Origin of the sequence: Pedobacter alluvionis, from assembly GCF_003664035.1 — a bacterium.
GTDB lineage: Bacteria > Bacteroidota > Bacteroidia > Sphingobacteriales > Sphingobacteriaceae > Pedobacter > Pedobacter alluvionis.
Genome location: NZ_RCCK01000016.1, coordinates 92,790 through 118,657, shown reverse-complemented (window position 1 = coordinate 118,657; position 25,868 = coordinate 92,790). Strand labels below are relative to the sequence as shown.

15 protein-coding genes are annotated in these 25,868 nt (G+C 39.9%); all 15 read right to left on the bottom strand.

Going from position 1 to position 25,868, the window contains the following annotated elements; genetic code table 11:
- Positions 1 to 22 precede the first annotated feature (22 nt).
- A complete protein-coding gene (locus BCL90_RS24455) occupies positions 23 to 1,801 on the bottom strand; it encodes a DUF885 family protein (RefSeq protein ID WP_121287926.1) in 1,779 nt (592 codons plus the stop codon).
- An 83-nt stretch (positions 1,802 to 1,884) separates the two neighbouring features.
- On the bottom strand, positions 1,885 to 2,787 hold the full coding sequence (locus BCL90_RS24450; protein ID WP_121287925.1) for an AraC family transcriptional regulator: 903 nt from the start codon (positions 2,785 to 2,787) through the stop codon (positions 1,885 to 1,887).
- 463 nt (positions 2,788 to 3,250) lie between these two features.
- Positions 3,251 to 4,492: an NAD(P)/FAD-dependent oxidoreductase gene (locus BCL90_RS24445; RefSeq protein ID WP_121287924.1), complete on the bottom strand. Its 1,242-nt coding sequence runs from the start codon at positions 4,490 to 4,492 to the stop codon at positions 3,251 to 3,253.
- 40 nt (positions 4,493 to 4,532) lie between these two features.
- A complete protein-coding gene (locus BCL90_RS24440; protein ID WP_121287923.1) occupies positions 4,533 to 5,534 on the bottom strand; it encodes a 4-hydroxyproline epimerase in 1,002 nt (333 codons plus the stop codon).
- Positions 5,527 to 7,113, bottom strand: coding sequence for an aldehyde dehydrogenase (NADP(+)) (locus BCL90_RS24435; protein WP_121287922.1), 1,587 nt, complete (start codon positions 7,111 to 7,113; stop codon positions 5,527 to 5,529). Before BCL90_RS24435 ends, BCL90_RS24440 begins: the two co-directional genes overlap by 8 nt.
- 14 nt (positions 7,114 to 7,127) lie before the next feature.
- Positions 7,128 to 8,045, bottom strand: coding sequence for a dihydrodipicolinate synthase family protein (locus BCL90_RS24430; RefSeq protein ID WP_121287921.1), 918 nt, complete (start codon positions 8,043 to 8,045; stop codon positions 7,128 to 7,130).
- A 335-nt stretch (positions 8,046 to 8,380) separates the two neighbouring features.
- A complete protein-coding gene (locus BCL90_RS24425; RefSeq protein ID WP_121288013.1) occupies positions 8,381 to 10,051 on the bottom strand; it encodes a M1 family metallopeptidase in 1,671 nt (556 codons plus the stop codon).
- A 507-nt stretch (positions 10,052 to 10,558) separates the two neighbouring features.
- Entirely contained in the window at positions 10,559 to 11,965 is a 1,407-nt protein-coding gene (locus tag BCL90_RS24420; protein ID WP_244095143.1) for an aminopeptidase P family protein, read from the bottom strand.
- A gap of 581 nt (positions 11,966 to 12,546) precedes the next feature.
- Positions 12,547 to 15,312, bottom strand: a complete 2,766-nt coding sequence (locus BCL90_RS24415; RefSeq protein WP_121287919.1) for a DUF5695 domain-containing protein — start codon at positions 15,310 to 15,312, stop codon at positions 12,547 to 12,549.
- Between the two features lie 725 nt (positions 15,313 to 16,037).
- A complete protein-coding gene (locus tag BCL90_RS24405; RefSeq protein WP_121287917.1) occupies positions 16,038 to 17,813 on the bottom strand; it encodes an aminopeptidase P family protein in 1,776 nt (591 codons plus the stop codon).
- A 121-nt stretch (positions 17,814 to 17,934) separates the two neighbouring features.
- Positions 17,935 to 18,402, bottom strand: coding sequence for a hypothetical protein (locus BCL90_RS24400; RefSeq protein WP_121287916.1), 468 nt, complete (start codon positions 18,400 to 18,402; stop codon positions 17,935 to 17,937).
- Positions 18,403 to 18,410: 8 nt separating this feature from the next.
- Positions 18,411 to 18,791, bottom strand: a complete 381-nt coding sequence (locus BCL90_RS24395) for a LytR/AlgR family response regulator transcription factor (protein ID WP_121287915.1) — start codon at positions 18,789 to 18,791, stop codon at positions 18,411 to 18,413.
- A 345-nt stretch (positions 18,792 to 19,136) separates the two neighbouring features.
- The gene (locus tag BCL90_RS24390) at positions 19,137 to 21,002 is read right to left on the bottom strand and encodes an alkaline phosphatase (protein WP_244095144.1); all 1,866 of its coding nucleotides are present in this window, start codon (positions 21,000 to 21,002) and stop codon (positions 19,137 to 19,139) included.
- Positions 20,996 to 22,519: a RagB/SusD family nutrient uptake outer membrane protein gene (locus tag BCL90_RS24385; RefSeq protein ID WP_121287914.1), complete on the bottom strand. Its 1,524-nt coding sequence runs from the start codon at positions 22,517 to 22,519 to the stop codon at positions 20,996 to 20,998. Before BCL90_RS24385 ends, BCL90_RS24390 begins: the two co-directional genes overlap by 7 nt.
- 13 nt (positions 22,520 to 22,532) lie before the next feature.
- A complete protein-coding gene (locus tag BCL90_RS24380) occupies positions 22,533 to 25,763 on the bottom strand; it encodes a SusC/RagA family TonB-linked outer membrane protein (RefSeq protein ID WP_244095145.1) in 3,231 nt (1,076 codons plus the stop codon).
- Between the last annotated feature and the right edge of the window lie 105 nt (positions 25,764 to 25,868).

Sequence of the window (25,868 nt, the reverse complement as noted above, 5' to 3'; positions counted from 1 at the left end):
TTCTAAGGTTGGTTGAGTTTATTTATTTAAGCTGATCGTAAAAATGCCACGAAGTTTTAAAATCGCGTGTTAAGGATTGATTAGTTAAGGTAGCCCTGATCATTTCAACAGGAATTAAGTTTTCCTTAATCACTGCGTCGTGAAAATCCTTAAAACTCATTTTGCCACTATCAACCAATTCTTTTTTTAGTGCAAAAAGCTGAAGACCACCGGTAAGGTAAGCGACCTGGTATAAAGGGCTATAATCGCCTTTGAAAGATCTGCGTACTTCGCCTTCTGCATTGGCACGTTCGTGCCCTACACGGTCTACCAAGAAATCGACACACTGCTGAGGTGTCCATTTACCGAGGTGAAAGTTCAGTGAAAAAAGAATCCTGGCGCAACGGTGCATCCGCCAGAAAAGCATCCCCATTTTTTCTTCAGGAGTTTTGGCAAAACCTTTATCATAAAGCAAAAGCTCCCAATATAACGGCCAGCCCTCTACGCTGAAAGGTGTTTTAAAAGGATCGCGATAGCTTTTATAACGGTTATTCATAAAATACTGGTAATGATGGCCTGGTAAGAGTTCGTGCTGAACCGTTCCTCTCGAAAAATAAGGATTGTTCCCACGCATACTCATTAACTTATCATCTTCCTCCATCGAATTTGTTGGATAAGAAATGCTGATTTCGCGGCCACCAGTAAAAAACGGATTCACCAATTGGCGTTCGGCCGACATCATGACCATACCCCAGGTTTCTTCTGCCAATGCCGGAATAGTGATCAGATCGTTAGCCTTTATAAAACTTAAGGCATCATCCTGTAGTTTTACAATCAACTCTGGCTGTTTACCTAATGGCACATAGCTGTTTTTGATTTTTTCCTGGGCTTTTTTCCAGTCATTTCCGAAGCCCATTGCTGCTGATGCTTTCAAAAGCTCTTCATCGCAAAACTTAAATTCTTTTTCAGCAAGTTTAATCAGCTCTTCTGGTGTATAAGGAATAAGTTCGGCATTTAATTGCCTGATCAACTCTTCCCTTCCAATAGGATTTCCTTTAATTTCTGCTTTATTTGATTTTACGGAAAGAGCCGCATTGGTATTATCGCTAAAAAGTTTAGCGTAATTGGTTAAGGCCAGGTCTAACTTTTCGTAAGGTTTAGGTGCCCACCAGGTAAAGCCAGGTTCATAATCCATATAAAACTGATAAAAACCCTTTAAACGGTGTTTTAAACTTGTGGTTATCGCCGCTGCCGTTTTAAGCTGATCGCGTGTTAATATTCCTTTCTTAAAATTTGAATTCAGGACATCAACCTGCTTAGAAATTTCATCCATCTCGGCAGCTAACAAGGCACCTTCTTTATAAGTCCCTCTTCTTCTTAATTTTTCGAGTGCATAAATTGCATCTGCAAAGGTAAAATACTTCGACAGGGCTTTATAGTCTGTTTCCTCTTTTGCTAAGAGCCAGACAGAAGATTCGATCTGCTTTTTAAGAAGGATATAATCTACTTTACCATAAGTACTAAAGGCTTCAAATTTGGCCGATTTTAACTTGCTTAAATAATCATTATTGATATCCTGCAGACGTTTTCTTTGCTCCGGACTTTTAAAAGTAGTCATCGGATAAGAATAAGTACCTCCTGCGGAATAAGGATAGTAGAAATCATTAATGGCATCAACGTCTCTTTGGTAACATACAATCAGCGTACCCATTTCGCTGGTTTGTTCGTACAAGCTCTCATTTGATGTTTGAGCCAGTACAAAAGTGCCTGATAACAGACTAACCATTAAAAAAATGGCAAAAAAGTTTAATTTGTTTTGCATTTGGTTTGGTTAAAACAGGCAAATAACATTTGCCTCCACTTGAAAAAATGGTTAGCTTATTTAATAAAAGAATGGTTTTTTGCTTAAGCGCCTATATAGCTCACCCTGCTTACATTATTATAAGTATCGATATATGCTCTCGGCGATTGACCAATAATACTTTTAAATACCCTGTTAAAATTGGTAATACTATTAAAGCCTGCCTTGTAAGCCACACCTGAAATGCAATCGGCTTTTTCTCCTGAGATAAGACTTTTACAAGCATCATTAATTCTCACTTCATTTAAAAATGAAACGAAAGTATGTCCGGTATGTTTTTTAAAATACCTGCAAAATGCCTGTGGCGTCATAAACGCAGCATTGGCCACATCTTCTAATGAAATTTGATTATTGTAGTTTTCAGTAATGAAGTTAATGATCTTACTCAAACGCATACCTTCATTTTCAGTTACGTTAGAAGAATACATATCTGAACATAAGGACTCTACATCTTCATTTAAATCCTGAAAACTGTTAACCAATTTCAGAAAGTTAAACAATACATCAACTCCCGATGCCTCATGAACATTCAACATTTTGGTGATCATGTTTTTGGTGGCAGCAGCGGGAACCTTGAAACCATGTTTATTTTTAGCTAAAAACCCGCTTGCCATCTTCATTTCGGGAAGATTAAACAAAGCCGCTAGAATACCGTTCGGATTAAAGTAAATGGAACATGCTTTGATTGTTTTATTGCAATCACCAGCGAAATATTCGGGGTTACTTTTAAATAAGTGTGGAAGTTTTGCCCCAATTACAAAAATATCGCCCGATCGGAAGGCATGCATATCATTGCCCGCAATTAACGTTCCCTCTCCTTTTTCGATATACGTGATCTGCCATTCATCGTGGCGGTGTAGATATTGGTAAAAAAAAGGCAATTCAATATGTTCCGATATCACACTCTTGTCATCGGGAACAAGCATGGTAAATGGTAATACTTTCATGATTCAGTTAGTTCGGTTTGGTTGTTGATTATGAATTGAATGTATGAATATTAACTCAAATAAACCAATAAAACCTAAATAAGGTTAAAATCCTGCTATAATTTGATAATATACGACGGATTTAATTATGAATTCTGCGGCAAATAATTACTACATATCTAGTTAACCAATTATAAGGTAATGCATAAAAGATTAATTTAAATTAGAATCGAACCAACACACAAGTGGATTTTCAATCCATCGGTAAAGAATTGAAATATAATGGAGTCGGGATTACAAATCCCGACTAACAGAGTTAGTCATACAGACATCTTAGATATATACAAATATGCTGGTCTGGATTTGTAATCCAGACCGAAGTACTGGGGATTTTCAATCCACTGGTAAAGGACTAATGGAGACGGGATTACAAATCCCGACTAACAGGGCGACGCATCCCAGGAACCTTGCCTTCCTTATTATACTATCGCACTACTCTGTATGGTTCCATTTTCAGATCAGTGGCCATGCCTGAAGCAATCTGGCTAACCAACAAACCTGTTGCTGGCCCTAAACTTAAACCCATCATCCCGTGGCCGGTAGCAATGATTAGATTTTCTCTTTTTTCACTTCTGCCAATGTATGGCAAACCATCAGGCGATGAAGGACGGAAACCATACCAGATATCTTTCTCTGCAGGAACCACAGGTTTTAAATCGGGAAAATATGCCGGAACCGACTCTACAATCCCTTTAACTCTTTGCATATTGATCCGGGTATTGATTTTATCCAGCTCCATCGTACCACCATATCTGATCTGACCGTTCATTGGTGTTATGGCTACCCTGGCTTCACATAACAATGCCGGAATAGTTAAACGCTGCTGAGGTTCAGGCTCCATAAAAGAGTAACCTTTTCCGGGCATTAAAGATATTTTAATATCGGCCATTTTAGCCACAGCAGGCGACCAAGAACCAGTTGCCAGAACATACTGATCGGCTTCCCAGGCGATATCACCTGTAAAAACCTTTGTAATGCGATTACCTGCCGTTTCAATTTTATCAACTTCTTTATTATGCACTATTTTAACTCCATTGTTTAATAAATACTTAAGCAAAGCATTCATCAACTTTGTTGGATAAAGGTGTGCATCGCAACGATAATGTACCGCTCCTAAAACATCTAACTTTAAATCTGGTTGTAAAGCGCGACATTCGTCGGCGGTTAGTACCGCCATGTCCAGGCCCAGTTCAATTGCCCTTGCAGCTAAATGTGCTTCTTCTTCTCCTGCTTTTTCTGTTTTATAAAATGCCAGAATACCATTATTGGTTAATTCAAAATCGAAATCAGACTCTTTTGCCAGGCCTTCATATAGTTTTTTGCTCAGTAAAGATAAATCGCGTAATGGGACTGCCGCCTGGCTTACATGTTTTGCCGTAGCATGTTTCATAAATTTCAAACCCCAATTAACGAGGTTCATATTTAAAGATGGGCGAACATAAAAGGGGCTTTTGCTGTCGAACATCCAACGGATCCCCTGCTTGATCATTCCGGGTGCAGCCAAAGGAACAAAATGGCTTGGAACAATCATGCCAGCATTACCAAATGAGCAATTGTCGGTAATATCTCCTTTATCCAAAATTGTTACTTCGTAGCCTCTTTTCTGCAAGTAATATGCTGAAGTTAAACCTACTATTCCACCACCTATAATTAATATTTTCGACATGCTTTTAATTTATACTGCTGATATTCTTTTTAAAAACTAATTAAATCACCTGAAATCCGTAGGCATACGGATCATCTTCGGCATCGATTTTTATAGTATTGTAGCCGTAAACCTTTGCCCAGCCCTCTACACTTGGTATAATGGCTTTAATTCCGTTCAGGTCTACAACCTCTTCTACTCTTCCAATAAACTTGCTGCCTATAAAACTTTCATGGATAAAATCCTCTCCCTGTTTTAGTTTTCCTTTAGCAAACCACTGTGCCAAACGGGCTGAGGTACCCGTACCACATGGCGAACGATCGATGGCTTTATCACCATAAAAAACTGCATTCCTGGCTGTTGATGTAGGATCTATTGTTTTTCCTGTCCACAAGATATGGCTACAGCCATTTATCGTAGGGTCTTGTGGATGAACGAAGCTGTAAAGTTCATTAATCCGTTTCCTTATGATCTGGCTCCAGTTAATCAGTTGCGAAGCGGTGTAGTTTTCCAGTCCGGGGAAATTCTCCTGTGGATCAACGATTGCATAAAAATTGCCACCATAAGCTACATCGAAAGTAAGTGTGCCTAAATCAGGGCACTCTACCTGAAGACTTTCAGCAGCCAGGTAAGACGCCACATTTTTCAGCTTAACAGACTTTACTTTTTTCCCTTCCTGTTTGTATTCAATCAATACCAGTCCGGCTGGCGCTTCCATTCTGATCACCCCTGGTATTTTCGGTTGGATCAGTCCTTCTTCAATAGCAATGGTGATTGTGCCAATTGTACCATGTCCACACATCGGGAGGCAGCCACTGGTTTCGATAAAAAGTACAGCTACATCATTAGCAGGGTCGTGAGGCGGATAAAGAATACTACCCGACATCATATCATGTCCACGAGGTTCGAACATTAAACCTTTTCTGATCCAATCAAATTCTTTCAGAAAATGCTGACGCTTTTCGCTCATGTTTGAGCCAATAAGCTGAGGTCCTCCACCTGCAACTAATCTAACCGGATTTCCGCATGTATGGGCATCTACACAAAAAAAAGTTTTACTCATGAGATTTCGTTAATTTTTGATTTACCGTTCTGAAAATATCCAATGGATTACCATCTTTCAATTCATCTGGCAATAATTCCTGTTCCCAATCCTGGTAAGCCAATGGCCTTACAAAACGATTGATTGCAGTAGAACCAACAGAAGTAAAACGGCTATCGTTAGTAGCCGGAAATGGTCCACCGTGTTGCATGGCCGCACAAACTTCTACGCCTGTAGGCACACCATTCAGTATAATTCTTCCGGTTCTATCAGTCAACTTATTTACCAAAGTCTGGTAATGCTGAAGTTCCTGTTTTTCGGCCATTAAGGTTACAGTAAGCTGTCCTTCCAAAACTTCAATAGCCTGCTCTAGTTCTGCACGATCCTGAGCAACAACCAATAACGAGTACGGACCGAAAATTTCTTCACGGAGTTTTGGATTTTTAATAAAATCGGCAGCACTTACCTGAGCAATTTTAGCTTCTGATTGATTTTGAAGCTCGGTATTTTTTACGGTTGATGCCGATAAAAGGGCAACACCGCTTTCGTTTACTACCCCGGCAGAAAGTTTACCATAATTATTGGCAATACCTTCAGTAAGCATGGTTGCCGAAGGAATAGTTGAAATAGCTTCTTTTAAAACGGCTTTAAAATTTTCGAGTGCAGGTGATTGTACTGCTAACAATAAACCTGGGTTAGTACAAAACTGACCGGCGCCCAGGGTAATAGAGGCGGCATATTTTTTAGCCAGTTCTTCTGCCTGATTTTCTATGGCCAGCGGAAGAAAGATTACCGGGTTAATACTTCCCATTTCGGCAAAAACCGGAATAGGTTGTTCGCGCTGTTGAGCAAGATTAATTAAGGCCATTCCACCTTTAAACGAACCTGTAAAAGTTACTGCTTTAGTTAACGGATGCTGAACCAGGCCAGCGCCAATGGTATAACCATCATCATACAACAAAGAGAAAACACCTTTAGGCATTCCTGTTTTTTCTGCAGCTTTAATAATGGCACCACCTACCAAAGCACTGGTTCCGTAATGTGCGGGATGAGCTTTCACAACTACAGGGCAACCAGAAGCTAGTGCTGATGCGGTATCGCCACCTGCAACTGAAAAAGCAAGCGGAAAATTACTTGCACCAAAAACTACTACCGGTCCGATTGGGATCAGCATTCTCCTGATATCAGGTCGCGGTAAAGGTTGTCTTTCAGGTAATGCGGTGTCAATAATGGCATCAACCCAAGAGCCTTCTGCAACTAAATTGGCAAATAACCTTAATTGGCCAGTAGTTCTGCCCAATTCACCCTGTAAACGACCTAAAGGCAAACCACTTTCTGCCGAAGCCCTGTTTACCAGTTCCTCGCCAAGATTGGCGATTTCATCGGCAATGGCATTTAAAAAAGCTGCTTTAAGGTCTTTGTTTAGATTTCTATAACTTTGGAAAGCCGATGTTGCTGATTTTAAAGCCTCATCAACCAGGTTTTCGTTCGCTTTAAAAAATTCACCATCAAGCGTTAATCCCGTTGCGGGATTAACAGCTTTAAGGCTTTTTTCATTAATTTCACTATAAGTGCTGGCTACAATATTTTTCCCGTTCATATTTGGTTTTTAAACTATTTCCCCCAGCTACCTGCAGGTAGTTCCGGACGAACAGCTAGTGCATCATTAATAATTTTTAATACTTTCTCTCTTTCTGCGCCACTTAATGGTAAGCGTGGTGCACGAACGGCTTCGGTTCCTAATCCTGTTGCAACCTCTGCGAGTTTAATGTATTGCACCAATTTCGCATGAATATCCAACTCAAGCACAGGTAAAAACCAACGGTAAATCGTTAGTGCTTCAGCAATGCGATTTTCTTTAATCAATCTGAAAATAGCAACGGTTTCTCTTGGGAAAGCATCAACCAAACCCGCAACCCATCCGTGTGCACCCATCACAATGCTTTCCATCGCTAATGGATCTACTCCGGTAAAGATTTTGAAACGGTCGCCAAAACGGTTGATTAACCGCGTTACATTTGACACATCTCTTGTTGATTCTTTGATCGCCTGTATATTATCGTATTTGGTCAAAACCTCGAACATATCTAAAGTTACCTCGATTTTATAATCAACAGGATTGTTATAAATCATGATCGGCAGGCTTGTGCTTTCAGCAATGGCACCAAAAAAGGCCAAGGTTTCGTCTGGAGCAGCATTGTAGCGCATTGGCGGCAACAACATTAAACCTTGCGCACCAAGCGATTCGGCTTTTTGAGCTACTTCGATTGCTTTTTTTGTAGTTGACTCGGCAATGTTCAATAAAACCGGCACGCGACCATTTACCACGGTTAAGGTATGCGATAAAAGACCAAACTTTTCCTCATCGGTTAATACACTGGCTTCACCAAGCGATCCACCTAAAATTATCCCTTCAGCACCTGCTTCTAATTGCGCTTCGATATTTAAATCGAAAGCCGGAAAATCTAACTCATCATTTGCTGTAAATTTAGTAGTTACAGCAGGGAAAACCCCAGTCCATTTGATACCCATTGTAATGTTTATGTTTTAATAAATATTTTAAAAAATTAATCCGGCCATTAATCCAAAACCGGATGTAATTGGCAAGCATCATTTAATCAGATTATCGAAGATAGAATCATATAAACGATATTCAAAGTTAGGGAATTACCAAACTTCAATATTGTTGTATTTTAACCGATATTGGTCATAAATACGCCATTTCAATCAGACAGATTTAATTAGAAAAAGCCTGGAGCATTTGTAAAAGAAATTAGATACCATAAAAAAGCTAACACCTCAAACAAGAATACCTTTAAAATCAGCTAGATAGAGAACGTCCTCCTTCCCTTTTTATTTCAAAATGATTATTTTGTGTTTTTCACCTGAAGGTAGTACATAAATTCAATAGCCGGTTTTGTAAAAAGTGCATCCTGCCCTTTGGCTAACGTAACCTGCTGCCAGTTTTGTGAAGGAATAATTTTAAGCGGTTTAATTCCTTCTTTTTTAACACTTAAAGGCAAATTGAAGCCCTTAACACAATCGCTATACCGGTAAAAGGCTTTACCATCTTTAAGATAGTATTCAAAAGTGGGAACCTGTACCGTACGTAAATATTGATCAAAAACCTTTGAAAAATTATAACCTGCTTTTTTAGAAACATAATTTTCGATTTGCGCAGTGGTTACCGTTTGGTGGTAAAAGGTTTGGTTAAGCCCACGCAATATGGCTCTAAAAAGTTCGTCGTTATTTAAACTATGCCTGATGGAATGCAGCATGTTACCTCCTTTTGGATACATATCGCCACTGCCTTGTGCATTTACACCATAAGGGGGGATAATCGGGCTATCATTTTTGATGCCTTTTCTAATGCCAAAATTGTATTCATTTCCAGCCTGATTACCAAAAATATAATCGACAAAAAGGGTTTCGCTGTAGTTAGTAAAACCTTCGTGCACCCACATATCGGCCAGATCGTTGGTGGTAATGTTGTTGCCGAACCATTCGTGTCCGCTTTCGTGAATAATGATAAAATCCCATTTCAAACCCCAGCCGTTGCCAGACATATCTCTGCCTCTATAGCCAAACTTGTAACCATTGCCATAAGAAACTGCCGATTGATGCTCCATACCCGTATGCGAAGCATCGATTAACTGATAACCATCTTCATAAAAAGGATATGGGCCAAACCAATGCTCCATACTTTTCATCATTTTATGCACCTGATCCGGCATGTAGGTTTTAGCCTTTGGGTAATTGTAATCAAGCACCCAATAATTCACATCAAGGGCACCTTTTTCGCCTGCATATTTCTCCTTAAAATTAACATACTTACCTATGTAAGGGATAATGCAATAATTACTGATTGGATTTTTAACATTGTACTGATAGGTCGTGGTACCATCGTGGTTATCTTTTTTAAATACCAGGCGCCCGTTACCTACTGCTACCAATGTATCCGGAACAGTCATGGTTAAAGATGCACCCAAATTAGGCTCGTCGCTTTGATGATCCTTATTTGGATACCAAACCGAAGCGCCCAAGCCCTGGCAGGCTACTGTCATCCACGGACGCGAAAGCGAATCGGTAGTAAAAATAAAACCACCATCCCAGGGTGCTCTTTTGGCCTGGTGTACTTTTCCATGGTAAAATATATGGACATTATTCAGCGCCGATAACTTTTGCGCAGGCACATGTACATACCAGACACTGCCGACATGTTCGAATTTTACCTTTGAACCGCCATTATATAAAACACTATCAATGATTAATGGCTCCTGTAAATCGATCTGCATACGGGTATTACCATTATTGTGCTGCACTACTTTGTAAACGATTTTATTTGAGCCTGTTATGCTCTTATCATTGTAATCGGGCTTAACCGAAAGTTCGTAACGCTGTACATCCCACCAGGTCCGTTCGGCATTTAAGCTTCCCCTTAAGGTATCGGCCAAAGTGTAAACCTTTTTGGGGTTTTGTGCAAAAAGCAGGGTCTTAAACGTTAAGAAGATTAGGGTTAAGGAGGTTATTTTTTTCATATCTTTTTGCTGGTTATCATGTTGCAATAGCGTATTATTAATTTAAAAAGCAGTTTCAGTTTTTCATCGGTTATGGTAGTCCTGCTATCCCTCCTGCTCCGATGAAGAACCGGGAGCATCCGTTCTATCAGGTTTATTTAACCCTGGTTCTGTGCTTCTGCCGAGGTATCTAGCCCTGACAGCAGCGGGCATTCCGATCCTTTACCGATAAATCGGCACTTAATTAGCATCGGGATAAAGCGGATGGCAGGAATATCCTTTAAAAAAATCGAATGGACCTGCGCTCCAAAAGCAATAGCAAAATATTAATTTGAAAAGCAAATGCAGCTTTTCATCGGTTACGGTAGTCCTGCTATCCCTCCTGCTCCGATGAAGAATCGGGAGCATCAGTTCTATCAGGTTTATTTAACCCTAGTTCTGTGCTTCTGTCGGGGCTATCTTTAAAAAAATCGAGAAACCCTGCGCTCCAAAACAAAAAACAGCAGTTATTCCAAATAACCAACGTTACTAATAAGCTTCGCTCCTAATCGATTCAATTTCATCTGTAGTTAAAGCTAAATGCTTCCCTAACATCCGGCTTCCGTTTTCGGTCACCAGAAAATCGTCTTCGACCCTAATGCCGCTAAAATTTCTGAACTGCTCCAATTTATCGTAGTTAATAAATTCGGCAAACTGGTTAGTGGCTTTCCATCGGTCTATTAGTTCCGGGATAATGTAAACACCTGGTTCTACCGTTAATACATAACCTGCTTCCAGCGCTTTGCCTAACCTTAACGATTTCAATCCGAACTGGGAGGTGTTTTTAGTCAACTCATCTGTATAACCTACGTACTGCTCACCTAAATCTTCCATATCGTGTACATCTAAGCCCATCATATGCCCTGTTCCACATTGAAAAAACATGGCATGTGCACCAGCCTGTACGGCATCGTCTACATTACCTTTCATCAGGCCAATATCTTTTAAACCCTGTGCCAGCATTTTACACGAAGCCAAATGTACATCTAAGTACCTTACCCCCGGCGCCAGCATATCTTTGCCATGCGTATAAGCATTCAATACAATATCATAAACATCTTTCTGCCCGGCGCTAAACTTTTTGCCTACCGGAAAAGTACGCGTAAGATCGCCAGCATAACCTAAAGCAGTTTCTACGCCGGAATCGTTTAAAACCAGTTGTCCTTCCTGAAGTTGGTTGCCATGGTAGTGGTTATGCAGAATTTCACCGCGAACGGTCAAAATGACCGGATAGGCCAGGTTACCACCCGAAGCCAGCGCAGCAGCCTGAATTTTTGCAGCAAGTTCGCGTTCATACATGCCAGGTTTTGCCTGCTGCATCACCATTAAATGAATATCGGCAGATATTGCTGCAGCACGATCCAACTCTTCAATTTCTTCGACAGATTTAACCGACCGTTGTGCAACAACAGCTTTGATAAAGTTTAGCGAAGCTTTTTCTTTAAGTTGATCGATTGGCAGGTTAAGCCAGTTGGCCAATTTAATCTTATTCTCAGCACGGTAAGGAGGTAAAAAATGAACCTCACGATTTTTGTCCTGGTATTGTTTAAGATAAGTATTTAGTTGCGCAAAAGGCAGAACTTTGGTTAGGCCAGCGTCCAGACTCTTTTCTTCGAGTGTTTTTTGCCTGCCCATCCATACAATATCATCAATGCCCATTTCATCGCCAAAAAGAATGGACTGATCTTCATCCAGGTCGATAATAGCGCCCAAAGATGGCTCACTGATCCCAAAATAATATAAAAAGGTACTATCCTGCCTAAAATGATAGGTATTGTCTTTATAATTCATCGGGCTCTCTTCATTACCCAAAAAGAGTAATATTCCCGAATTTATCTTTGATTTTAATGCTGCTCTTCTTTGAAGGTAAACTTTCTTTTCAAACATATTTTTCATCTGTTAAGCAAATATCCAAAAAGCCATATTCATTACATCAGAATTAAAATGAATGGATAAAATATGGTTTATATCTGCAAATTATAAGCTATGGTTATGGCACAAAAATCACAATAAATTTCAGGTTAGCGAAAAATAAGGGTAAAATCTACATACAATAAGCGTGATTAAAGAAAGTTTATCATAGCGTTAACAATTTTTAGCGGATACACAGAACATTTATCAAGTTTCTTTTGTCATCCTGAGAGATAATCTATTGTATAAAAATCAATATAGATGACGGCGTATTTTTATTGCAGCTATAGGCTGTGAGGAATCGTCATTGCGAGAAGGCTTTTTCTGCCGACGAAGCAATCTTAATGCGCACGCAGTTAGCGATCGTTTTAAGATTGCTTCGTGCCTTATAATGACGACCTTTCTATATAGATCTACCAAATAATATGCTTAATTTATTTAATAAATTCACCTTTATCATCATCCTCGTTATAAACAAGAAAAATCTACATCATTTATACATTGATTATCCGAAAAAGCCCCGTAAATTTTATTTCACGAGGCTCAGAAAGGTAGATGAATTGATATTATCGTTGAAGTATGATTTCAGTTGTATGATCTTTTGCAAGCAGAAATTCGTATCCTCCCCTTTTCTTCATGCCATTGCCTTTTATTGAATAAACACCAATGCCATTAACCTTAGCAGGCTGAGCTAACCTCAACATCGCATGAGGTGTATAATCATCCGCTTTACTCAATTTCAAGCGAATTTCACCATTTACCGTATTATAATCAACCTCATCAATGGTTCCGGCATCAAGACTAATCCAAAGCCCGGCAGGCGCAATGTAAACCGACGATTTTGCCGCCGTGGTTAATTTAACATTGATAATGTTCCCCTTTTTGTTCAGATTACCACCAAAAGCTAACCAGCCAAATTCAGGATGCTGTAAAATGTATGATGATGTATTAACAGCGTAGCCAAAAAAGCCAGATCCATAATCGCCGGTAATGCCGTCATTTTTTAAGGTGGATGGATAAGCATGAAAGGCTGCAGGCGCAAAACCTTCCTGAGTGATATTGGAGATCGAACCCAATAACCCACCGTAACCGGCGCTTAATAGATAGAAATCGCCGGGATTTTTGCGGTAATCCATTAACACAGGAATGGCATTAAGCGCCGAACCGTAATGATGGATCATCCGCTCGATACGCGAGAGTTTACCTCCATAAAGAAAATCCCAATATCTTCGGGCATTACCGTTGTAAGCCCAATGCGGTACTACCGGCATATAAGCTAGTATCGCATCAAGCGTTACATTCGCTTTATCCTGGTAACCAAAATAGTTCGACCATACATAAACCTCTTCTTGACCTGTAGAGTCCCAAGGCATCTCACTACCAAATGGATATTGTAAAGATCGCCAGTGATTGGCTCGCTTCTTCATTTCATTTTCCAGCCTGGTTGCTTCGTCTGTTAGTCCTTCGTTTTTAAGATCGTTTAAGATGAGATAAAAGACTGTACCTTCCATCTGACCGAACTGCGCATAATAAGGAGCAATATTAACCATAGCCATACCTGTTTCAGCAGCATCTATAAGATGTTGTTTCCAGCTTTGTTCGTCAACAAGTCCTTTGTAATTACGAGCCAACCGGTACATTACCCAATGGGCTGCCGCGACATGTGGATAGTTATAAGACCGTCCCAGGTTATCAGCTTCTTTTTTTGGCCATGCAGACCATATTTTAAAATTGATATTTGCATCATAAGTACCTTTAGGCAGCGAATCTGGCGCATAATAAAATAAACTCTTTTTTACCCCATATTTCTGAGGACCATTTTTAAGTTGTATCCTCCCAAACATTACACTATCAACAAATTGTTTCAGTTTATCAACCTCCTCTTTTTTGGGTTGCACGAACTGCTTCATTATTGCACCTAACCACGATCCTGCCCCACCTTCGTCGCTTAAACCCGCTATCCAGGCACGGTTATCCTGAATTACCTGCTGCTGTTTTTCATTATCATAGGTAATGGCAGAAGGACTTCTATTAAAAACAGGATCAGCCTGGTTAAACCATTGTTTAGTGGTTAAAAAATTGCCGTAACTGGCTATTACTTCGCTTTCTGGCTGTATTATCTTATAATTTATGCTTTGTTCCAATCCATCTTCGTAAGTAATAGATAATCTTGCTCTACCCCAAGTATTCCCTTTAACCGCGTAACTTTTCCAACCATTTTTGGTTGTGCCTGATGCAACTATTGTTAAGGCATTTTCAGGTTGAACCTGAATAGTTTTAACCTTTTTTGAGTAGTTGATAAACAATTTCCCTTCCACATCTTTAGGCAGTACATAACCTGGAACGGATATGGCAACCGGCCTTTTATTTTCGATCAGTTTGCTTTCTATATCTTTTGCGGTTCCTGAAAGGATAAACTGAAGGGCATAACTCCGGCTTTCACCAGGCTTTAAAAAGGTTGAAGTTGCCGTATTCCATTGCTCGGCATTTTTCCATTCGTTTTCAGCATAAGCTTTACTATACACCATCCATTCGTAAAAGCCTTCAAAAGCAATTCCCCTTGGTGTGCGGTCGTCATTAAGCGGATTATAAGCTTCAAATGGTGTATGTCCTAATGGCGCAACCAGCAAAGAAGGCGCATGCCCACTTAAGCGGGTAACCTGCAAATAACCAGCATCTTTCCCGATGTAGGGATCGTAAAATACATTTTTAGCATGAGTTTGCTCCAATGTACGGCCTTCTAAAATATTATCGAAAATCATTGGGATCCCAAGCGCACCAATTTCGACGTTTTTATCGGTCTTGTTTTTTAGCTCGAAGCGCAGCACTAGCTTTCCGTTCAACATTTCCCAGATCCTTTTAACCTGCAATGGAATATCAGCCGGAAGTGTTGCAGCAAGATCGGCAGCGGCGAGTACATTTTTTCCTGGCACTATATTTTTTATAGGGCTTCGTTTTGCCGCAGTGCTATAGTTTTTCCAGGCTTCTTCACCAACATTGCGCAATTTTAAATTGATATCGCCCAAATGGTACAAACCATCAGAACTCCGCACTTTTAAACTATCGCTGGGTACAAAATCGAAATCTTTAACCATTTTAGGTTGAAGACCTGCCACGGTTTGCGATGACTTAACGAGCTTTAGATTAAATGCCCCGGCATTGTAAGTCGAAAAACCATTTTCCAAACCCAAAGTGGATGGCTTTTTGCCTAAAGCAATCCATGGCGATTGCGCCTGAATGACCTCAATATTTATAAAAGTTAAAATACAGCAAAATATTGCTTTAAAAGTTATTATGGATAAGACTCTTTTCTTTTTTGGTTCGATAATCATAGCGAAAAAGCAGATTTAGGAATGTAGTTAATCAAAAATAAACTTTAAAAAGTAAAGCGGGCATGGAAGTTATAAATAACGCAAAATCGGTAAAGAATTGGTGTATTTACGGGAAGTTTGGCCTTCGGGTATTATGTTATCCCGCAGATTACGCAAAAAGCGCTGATTATCATACATGAGGAAAAACCTAGCATATGATAGCTATCAGATTTATTTCAGCATCTTTCCTGCTAATAGCAATCCTTGATATCTTAAAAAATATACTTTGGAGATAAATGTTGTTGTTTTCCGCTCTATGGCGCGGTGGCATGGTAGTTTTTCGCAGATCAAGTTGTTTTTAGCTGTGCTCAAGAATGCTGGCGCATTTTGGAGCGCCAAAGTACCCAAAGCGCTTTGTCAATCCAGCAATGCGCCCTTTACACAATCTCACGCATATCAAAAAAACAGCGGCACTTTGTTTTGTGTTCAATCCTTTTTTAAAATTAAATCATCGGTTATGAACACAAAACCACTGCGTTTCAGGTTTGTTCGTGCCAGTTGTAATGAACTAATCCTGTTTTTTTGATTTCCCTGGCCCTTGGGATTGACGGCGTTCTTCGGTAAAACCTGTAATTTATTAAAGCAAGCTAGCAAAACGTATAAAAAACCCAAACCAAAAGATGTGTCCAAATGAAAGCCCTGCGCGGGAATGACGACCATTCTTTAGAATCATTGCCAGAAAATGATTAAATAGGCTGACACTTTAATTTCAACCACTCCGCTTCTTTATCAGATAACATGGGTTGAAGCTTCTCAGATACCATTTGATTGTATTGATTTAACCAGGTGATTTGATCTGCTGCTAAAAGTGTTTTATTAATGATGGTGGTATCAATAAAACATAAAGTTAAAGTTTCAAAAGTGAGAAAATCGCCAAATTCACTATTTCCCTTAGGTACACATAAAACCAGATTTTCAATACGCACGCCATGTTTCCCAGGACGATAAATCCCAGGTTCGATGGAGGTTACCATTCCTGACTTAAAGGCAACATCTACATTTGCCGGACTAATATTCTGGGGTCCTTCATGTACATTGAGGAAAAAACCTATACCATGCCCTGTTCCATGACCAAAATTTATAGCGTGTTCCCACAGCGGTTTTCTACAGATGGAATCGATTTGATAACCTTTGGTACCTTCGGGAAAAATTAGTTTAGAACCTTCAATCAGGCCTTTTAGTACCAAAGTATAATCATCAGCGTGAGTTGCTGAACAATTACCAATAGGCATTACCCTGGTAATATCGGTTGTACCATACCAATACTGACCTCCCGAATCGACAAGAAACAAACCATTACCTAAAATTTCCTGATCACTTTCTGCAGTTACGTTATAATGTGGCAAGGCCCCGTTAGCATTATAACCAGCAATGGTATTAAAACTCAAACCCGCGAAAGATGTTTGTTCTGCCCTAAATTTGGCCAATTTCTCTGCTGCAGACCATTCTGTAATTTTTTCTTTGCCCAAATGATCTTCCATCCATTTAAAGAACCTGGTTAAAGCAACCCCATCTTGCAACATCGCCTTGCGGATGTGATCAATTTCAGTATTATTCTTTAAGCTCTTTAAATGCGTACTTGGATTAATTCCCTGAATTATCTTGGAACTTTTTGGCAAACATTCAAACAAGCCGAAACTGGTACGTTTTGGATCGATAAAAATCTTAGCGTCTTTAGTGAGATTTTTTAATGCCTCAGCTACATCACCATAAGGATGCAAAGTTACGCCCTGCTTATTTAAAATATTAATATCAGTTTGCAATAGCTTTTGCTTGTCGATAAAGAATTTTACCGCTGCAGGTGTTATTAAAGCAAAACTTAGAGTTACAGGATTATAATCTACATCTTTTCCCCTTAAGTTAAAAAGCCATGCGATGTCATCAAGCGAAGAAATAAAATGATAATCCGCTCCATTTGTTTTTAACGCCGCTCTTACTTCGTTTATTTTAGCCGTAATACTAAGGCCCGCAGCTTCTTCATCAATTAAAAAAGCCTTTTCTGCAGGTAGACCTACCCTATCCTGCCAAATCGTACTTACAAAATCAATATCTATGATTTCTATTTCACGGTGGGCTAAACTATTCTGCATCTCAAGTGCTAATGCCACCGTAATGAGTTCGTGGTTAAAACCTACTTTTGCACCATTTGGCAAAATTTCGAGCAACCAATTGATATATTCTGGTGTATGTGGCACTTTTAACTTTACCAATTCGTAACCAGTACCACTCAATTCTGATTCAGCCTGTGTAAAATATCGCGAATCAGTCCACAGACCTGCAAAATCCTGAGTAATGACCAGCGTACCAGCCGACCCTGTAAATCCGCAAGCAAAAGGTATAGCCTTATAATGTGCCGGTAAATACTCACTGATATGTGGATCTGCAGCGGTAATAATATAAGCATCTACCTGTTGAGCAAGCATTAATTGGCGTAAGGCCTCCAATTTTTCTACAAAGGTCATATTGAGGGTTGTTTTATCGGGCCAAATTTAAATATTACATTCACATCAGCGCTTAAAACAAGTAGAAATTAATATAATTTTTGAAATACAGCTGTATTTACCTTAAAATATTTTGGAAATATTAAACGTACCGGTCGGCGGCTGGCGCTTTAAACACCTCATAACAATCCGATTTCCCAAAGCACCTCACTTTAAAAACAAGGGCCGATTCTCTTTGCGCCAACGCATGAATGCCTGGTATAAAGCGTCGTAAAAAACGTTTAAAACAAGTCTCAGCATGGCAAATTATTTCGTAACATTCTAGATTTTCTACAACTACATCGAGTACGTATTTTGGCCATTGTTTTTTAATCAGATCTGGCAACCAGCTAAATTGCTGTATACTAATTAAATCACCCATCTTTTTAACAGCCATTGGAGGAATATCTTCACCAACAATTTGTGTCCATGTGCCTTCAACTTCATCGATAATACCCAGCACTTTGCATCCGGATAATACTAGCCAAGGATCTTTCGTACCTGCCCGGATTAACTGATAGGATACATCGTCTAAAAATTCCTGTTTAAAAAGGTAAGTAAGTTCGATCATAAACTATTTCAATTGTTTATCGGCAGATTATTAAGTCTTATCAGTTTATCAATGGTACCTGCAAAACGTTTCATTGAGATCGGTTTGCCCAGATAACAGTCAAAGCTAGAATCTATTTTTCTCACCTCATTTTCAAGATGAGAAGATGCATAGATCACAAACCTGGCTTTAGAGCGGAGATGTCGTGATAATTCAGTTCCCTTCATTCCATCCATATCTATGTCTAAAAAAAGAAAATCGATTTTATCTCCGGCACTAATTGTTTTTAAAGCATCAATGGGATCATTAAAGATATTAAACAGTTTCAAAAAACCGGTGTCTTCAATATAATCATGAAGTACATCAATGGCGTGCTGTTCATCGTCAACAATTGCACAACTGTAATACATAGGCAAATTAGATAGGCTATACCAAACTTAACAATCTTAATCCGAATCCATACAGAAAGGCACAGAAAGGGTAAAATTACGGTATTAACAGACTTACTAATTATACATTATTTTCAACTTATACCTTATTATGATATAAATTAGCCATATGTTAACTCAACACTAATTAAAAGTAGTGTTGTAAATAATGGCATAAGTTAAGCATTAGGTACAGGTAAATATATTTGACCACAGATAAAAAGGATGCACACAGATATAGATCCGTGTTTATCTGTGTGCATCAGTGGTTAATGACATTGTGCTCTGGTATACAAACACGCCATTGCGATTTGGTTTATTCTTTTTTTATTTAGCCTTCGCTAAACGATAAGCCTTGATGATTTTATGAAAAATCTGGTTATTAGGATAAACACCAGTAAAGTTTTGCGAGCCAGGCCCGTAGGCAAACACCGGAACCATAATACCGGTATGATCATTGGTGCTGAATTCGCCCCTTACCATTCCTTTTTCGGCGGCACCATCTAAAAGTGTTAATCCTCCGGTTTCATGATCGGCAGTTACGATAACCAATGTTTCACCATCCTGATCAGCAAAGCGAAGAGCTTCGGCAACGGTACGGTCAAAATCGTGTAATTCGGTAACAAGATAAGGCAGATCGTTGGTATGACCACCGTAATCGATCTGTGCACCTTCGGCCATAATGAAGAAACCAGGTTTATTTTTCAATAAAATCTGCGTGGTATGTGATAAAGATTTTTTAAGCATATCGCCACGGCCTTTTATTACAGGCCGGGTAGCCGAATCATCCAGCAAAACCAATTGTTTACCTTCATGTTGCTTTTCAAAATCAGTTAAACTATTTGTTACCTGAAAACCTTTAGTTTTTAGATCTGGCAAAAGCCTGCTGTTTTTATTCTGCTCGAAAGCTTTGCGGTTAGAACCGACTAAAACTTCTGCCTTACTGCTTAACAGATCATTCGCAATTGCGCCGTTGTATGAACGGTCCAGCTGATGGGCGTAAAATACTGCTGGTGTTGCATCAGTCAAATCGCCTGCGGTGATGATACCACTTTTGATACCGAAAAGGGATAGGGTATCAACCAAATTGGTTTTACTCTGATCATCAGGTCCGATACCAATGTAACGGTTATTGGTTTTATAACCTATCGCCATGGCACTACCTCCCGCAGCAGAATCAGTGTTTCCGGCATCAGCAGCAGCGGTTTCAGAAAAACCAATGTAATGGAACTTTGCCATGTTCAGATCTCCATGATTGGCAATCAAGCCAGCGTGGATTGCAGCCAGCCCCATCCCATCACCAATTAACAAAATGACATGTTTGGGTGCTTTGTTTTGTCCGTCGGTTTTATAAGTTGGTGTATAGGCCGTATATGGTTTTGGATTGGTATAACTCAATTTATCCTGATGAAGATAAAAATCTTTCAGTTTGGTCGGTTTATCCGTATTAATCCAATCTGCACCAAGCCTTTCGAGCACAATCCAGGTATTCGGACTATCCTGCGAAGCCCAGAAGCGGAAAGGTTTGCCCTTACGATGTGCCTGCTCTATCGTGGCTCTCATCTCTGCTTCATCAGTTTTGGTAGGATTACCCTTTCCATTCCATACAGTATGATTTTTCAAATCATCGCTGATCATCGCTACCCTTGCCAACTGCGCATCAGTATAAGTGGTTGTTGGCCTGCCGTCGAAAAATAATTTCTCATTATAATTTTTAAAATCGGCTGGTGCAGGCATATCACCACTAACCACTACTTTAATTGCATTGGCATTCTTTTTTGCATCGAATACCTCAGCATAACCTTCGAGTTCTTTTAGTAATACAGGGAGTACATGCTTGTAATCTTCTTTTACATCAACTACCAATTGCAGTTTTAAGCCAGTGTTGGTATAAGGATGATTTCCTTTTGCTTTAAAAAATTGAGCCAGCGGATCGAGGTATATTTTTTTAAGTGTAAAACCAGGCTTAATTTCTGAAGCTTCATGTGCTACATATAATTGTCCGTCTTTTAAAAATACATCCGCCTCAATAGATCCCATTTCGGCATAATATGCCGATAAAAGGGGTATTTCCTGCTTATAATCGTTATGGCTATGGCCACGGTTCGCACTTAGCTTTACCTGGGCTGATGCAATTTGCAGCCCCAGCACAAAGGCCAGCACTGCAAAGTTTATCCCTATTTTTTTTACCATCCTGGATTTTGTTTAATTACACCTGCGCTGTTATCGATTTCTCTTTGTGGCACCGCCCAAACATCGTGTACCTGTGGATTGAAAGTTCTTGCCGGCCAGATTACAGTTCCATCAAAATCGTGTAATGGTTTAGCATAAGTGGATTGTGCATCACCCCATCTTACTAAATCGCGGTGACGATCTGCCCATTCTCCGGCAAGCTCATTGCGGCGTTCGCGTTTAAGGTCATCAATCGTCATTCCTGTTTTAGTACTTAAACCTGCACGAAGCCTGATTTTGTTCAGTTCGGTATCGCCCGCTCCTGCACCGCTAAGGTTAATGGCAGCTTCAGCTTTAATCAGCAAAACTTCGGCATAACGCATTAATGGCACATTTAAATCCGTAGTTCCATTATCACCGTTAGGGTTAACATGTGTGGGAATTGGGTTGGCATAAGAAAACGGCTCCATGTATTTTTTAAACTGGTAATTTGAAGTCGCTCCTGCATCTTTGGTAAAGCTACGCTCAGCACCAAAGAACATAAATTTATCGCCAGGTTTCAAAATAGTGGCTTCACGGCGCTGATCGCCAGTTTCGTAAGAATCGTAAAGTTCTTTGGTTGGCAGGTAATAGCCCCATCCATTGTAAATACCCCATGCTTTATTGGTTAACATTACACCAGGGAGCTTGCTGCCCCAGCCTGTTCCGCCACCGCTTGGCGTACAAACTACCGACCAGATATACTCTTTAGACCAGTTGTTTGACGCTTTAAAAACATCGGCAAAACCCGTATTAATTAAATCATGCTGACCTGAAGTGATGACCATATCGGCATATTTAGCGGCATTGGCATAATCTTTTTTGTACAGGTACACTTTAGATAGGTAGGCCCATGCAGCAGTTTTGTGCGCTTTACCATAATCTGCAGCTTTCATTGCAGAGAATAATGGAAGGTTATCGGCTGCTTTTAATAAAAGTGAAATAATATAATCGTAGTTCTCGTTTACATTGCTGGCGCGGGGAATGGGCTGAGATGCATCGGTTTCAGGCTTAACAATTGGTACACCCGCTTTATCGTTTCCATAATTTGCAGCCAGCTGAAAATAAACCAAACCTGCATTAAAATAAGCATCGCCAATAATCTGTTTCTTTAAACTTTCATCCATATTGATCTTTGGTACATTGATAATGATATCGTTGGCACGTTTGATGATGGCATAACGCATGCTCCACTGCGTTTCGGTATAACCACCGCCTACGTAAGTACGGTTAAAGTTTTTAATGTTATCGGCCTCTGGCTTGTTGCGGCCAGTAACCATATCATCGCTGGCATTGATAAACCAGAACATCCCGCGACCATAAAAGTCTTCGGCGTTGTAGTTTTCGTACATCCCTGCTTCTGCTTTTACAGCATCTTCTTTGGTTTTCCAGAAATTTTGTGCTGATGGAGATCCTTCAGGCACAATATCAAGTTCTTTTGTACATGAAGAGAAAAAAGCAAGGGCGGCAAATGCCATATATTTTAAATTCGTTTTCATTGTTATTTTGTGATTATAGATTTACACTTAAACCAAGGATAAAGCTTCTGGCTTGTGGATATCGTCCAACATCCACTCCGTTGTTGTCCATTCCGATTTCCGGATCAAAGCCTGAATATTTAGTAATGGTAAAAAGATTGTTTGCCGTAGCATAAAGCCTTACCCCACCTGTTTTTAATTTATTGGCGATTGATTTTGGCAAACTGTAACCCAGGGTTACGTTGCGGATGCGCAGATAAGAACCATCTTCGATATAAAAATCAGAAGCTGCAAAGTTTCCATTGGCATCGCTGGTCGAAATAATCGGTACTTTGCCTCCTGGATTCTCTGGCGACCAGGCATCAAGAATACCGACCAGTTTGTTGTAAGATGGCCCACTGGCACTATAAGTAGTACGTTTTACCGCATTAAACAATTTATTACCCTGTACACCTTGCGCAAAAATGTTGAAATCGAAGTTTTTATAACTTGCATTAAAGCTCAATCCGTAAGAGAAATCAGGATAAGCGCTGCCAGCGAAATAACGGTCTTTACTATCGATAGATCCATCGCCGTTGATATCAACAAATTTAAAATCACCTGCTTTTGCATTCGGCTGAATCTTGGTTCCTTTAGCATTTTTGTAGTTATCGGCTTCTGCCTGACTCTGGAAAATGCCATCTGTTTTTAATACAAAATAACTATATAACGGCTGTCCTACCCTATTGGTAAGGGGAGCAACCTCATTCCTGAAATTGGTAGATACAACCTGGTTTTCTATACCCGGTATAAGTTCTTCTATATTGTTGTTTATTTTGGTTAAAGTAGCATTTACCGAGTAGGTAAAAGCTGTATTTTTATCACTGTTGTAAGTTAACCCTAACTCAATACCTTTATCTTTTACCTTACCTGCATTAATGATTTGAGTATTTAAACCTGCCGTTCCAGGCAATGTTCTGGTTAAGATCATTCTATCGATTTCTTTGATAAAATAATCTGCTGAAAGATTTATCCGTCCCAGTACCGCCACATCAACACCAAGATTGGTTTGTTTTGATTCTGCCCATGCTATATTAGGGTTGGCCAAAATGTTTTGCACATAACCATTTTGCAAAGTTGGCGTTTGCCCAAAATAACTTTGCGTCGGCGTTAATAATGGATTAACTGCATCGGTAGTTAGTGAAGCTAAATTACCGAGAAAGCCGTAGCTGCCCCTTAATTTCAATTCATTTAACCAACTTACATCTTTAAGAAAATCTTCTTTGCTCATTACCCATCCAACCGAAGCCGAACCATAATTCCGGGTCCTGTTATTTTTGGTGAGTAACGATGATCCATCACGACGACCGATTAACGATACCAAATATTTTTCACGATAGTTATAGTTCGCCCTCAGAAACAGTGATGAAAGTGCCTGTGCAATATAACCACTCGATGAAGGCTGTATTACTGTAGCATTCATCAAATACCTGTATTGTGGCGATTCATCATCAAAACCAGATCCTGAAGCAAATAAACTTCTATACTGCGTTTTTTGAAATGAATAACCACCGGTAAGATCGAGCTGATGGTTACCAAAGGTAGTTTTGTAATTTAATACCTGCTCTGTTAGGAAATCACTATTACGGTTACTACTTTCTTGTAAACTATTACTTAGTACTGGTTTTCCCACCTCAGGTCTTTTAGGTGTAAAGCTTTTAAATGAAGCATCTGTTTTGGTGATGCTTAAGTTAGACCTGAAGGTTAAACCTTTGGCCAGTTTAATATTGGCGTAAGGATTAATTACCAGCACATTTATAGGGTTATTGACATCGATACGTTTCAACTCAGCAACAGGGTTAACTACATCCCCGTAATCTCCTGCATACGGTCCTGGCAAACCTGCAAAACTTCCATCGGCATTATAAGGCGTACCATTGGTTGGGTAATAAATGGCCGATAGCAAGGCTCCTGTGTAATCGCTGCTGGTGTTTGCACCATTGCCATTTGTACTGCTATAAGAAAGGTTTTCGCCAACTTTTAACCAATTGGTCACCTCATGTTCGGTATTGATCCTGAAGTTGTAACGTTTGGCTTTGGTGTTTAACACAATACCTTCTGCATTGCGGTAATTAAAACTTAGATAATAGTTCGATTTTTCGCTACCACCGTTTATTGCGGCATTGTAGTCCTGTAACAATCCATCCCTAAAAACCTCGTCCATCCAATTGGTGCGGGTAATCTGTCCGTCAGGGTATTTTGCGGCATCAAAGGAAGGCAAAATCGTAGTTCCCCCATTTTTGGCCGCTGTTGCTGCCACCTGTGAACGTTGCTGTGCATTTAGGGGTTCTAGCTTTTTCCAGGCGCTTTGTTGGCCTACCTTGGCATCAAAACTGATCTGCATTTTACCATTTTTGCCTTTTTTGGTCGTAATTAAGATTACACCTCCTGAAGCTCTTGCGCCGTAAATCGCTGCCGATCCATCTTTTAGCACCGAAATGGATTCGATATCGTTAGGGTTAAGCTGTGGCGTACCCGAAAAAATGGATCCGTCAATTACGTAGAGCACATTTTCTCCATTAAGACCACCTGAGCCACGAACGTTGATACGCGGTGTAGAAGTTGGATCGCCCCCCTCATTAGTAACAATAACACCCGGGGTTTTTCCGGCAAGCACCTCACCTACACTGTTTAACGAACGTGAAGAAAGTTTATCCATCCCCACAATACTAATTGCCCCGGTTAAGGTTTCTTTTTTCTGCGTACCATAACCCACAACCACTACATCGGCAAGTGTGGAGCGTTCTTCTTTCAAAACAATATTAATAACCTGGTTTTCGCCAACTTTTGCTTCTTTGGTCTGGTAACCGATCATGGAGAATGACAGCACAGCATCAGCGCCAACTGCAATGCGATAAGCACCATTTCCATCGGTAATAGTACCACTTTGTGTGCCCAATACTTTCACCGAAACACCTGGAAGTGCCAAACCTGTGGTATCTTTTACTACGCCTGTAACTACCCGGTCAGGCTTATTCATCACGGCATTGTTTAAAATCACATATCCACCTTTTTCCAAAACCTGCAAACCAAGCCTGTCTAAAAGTGATCTTACGGGTTCTGTATTAAAATCGCCGCTTAAGAACATATTTTTTTGTTGCAGCTGATCTGGATTGTACACGAAACTAATTCCGGTACGGGATTCAATTTCTTTGATGATCTCGGTCATCTTACGGCCTTTATTGAGGGTAATGCTAACCGTAGTTTTCTCTAATTTTTGTGCCATCCCTGCTGAAGCGAGGATAGAACTGCAAAAAATGCAGAGGATTGTAAATGTTAAACATGAGTATTTCATGATCTTGTAAAGAGCTGGTGTCCTCTTAGCGGAGGT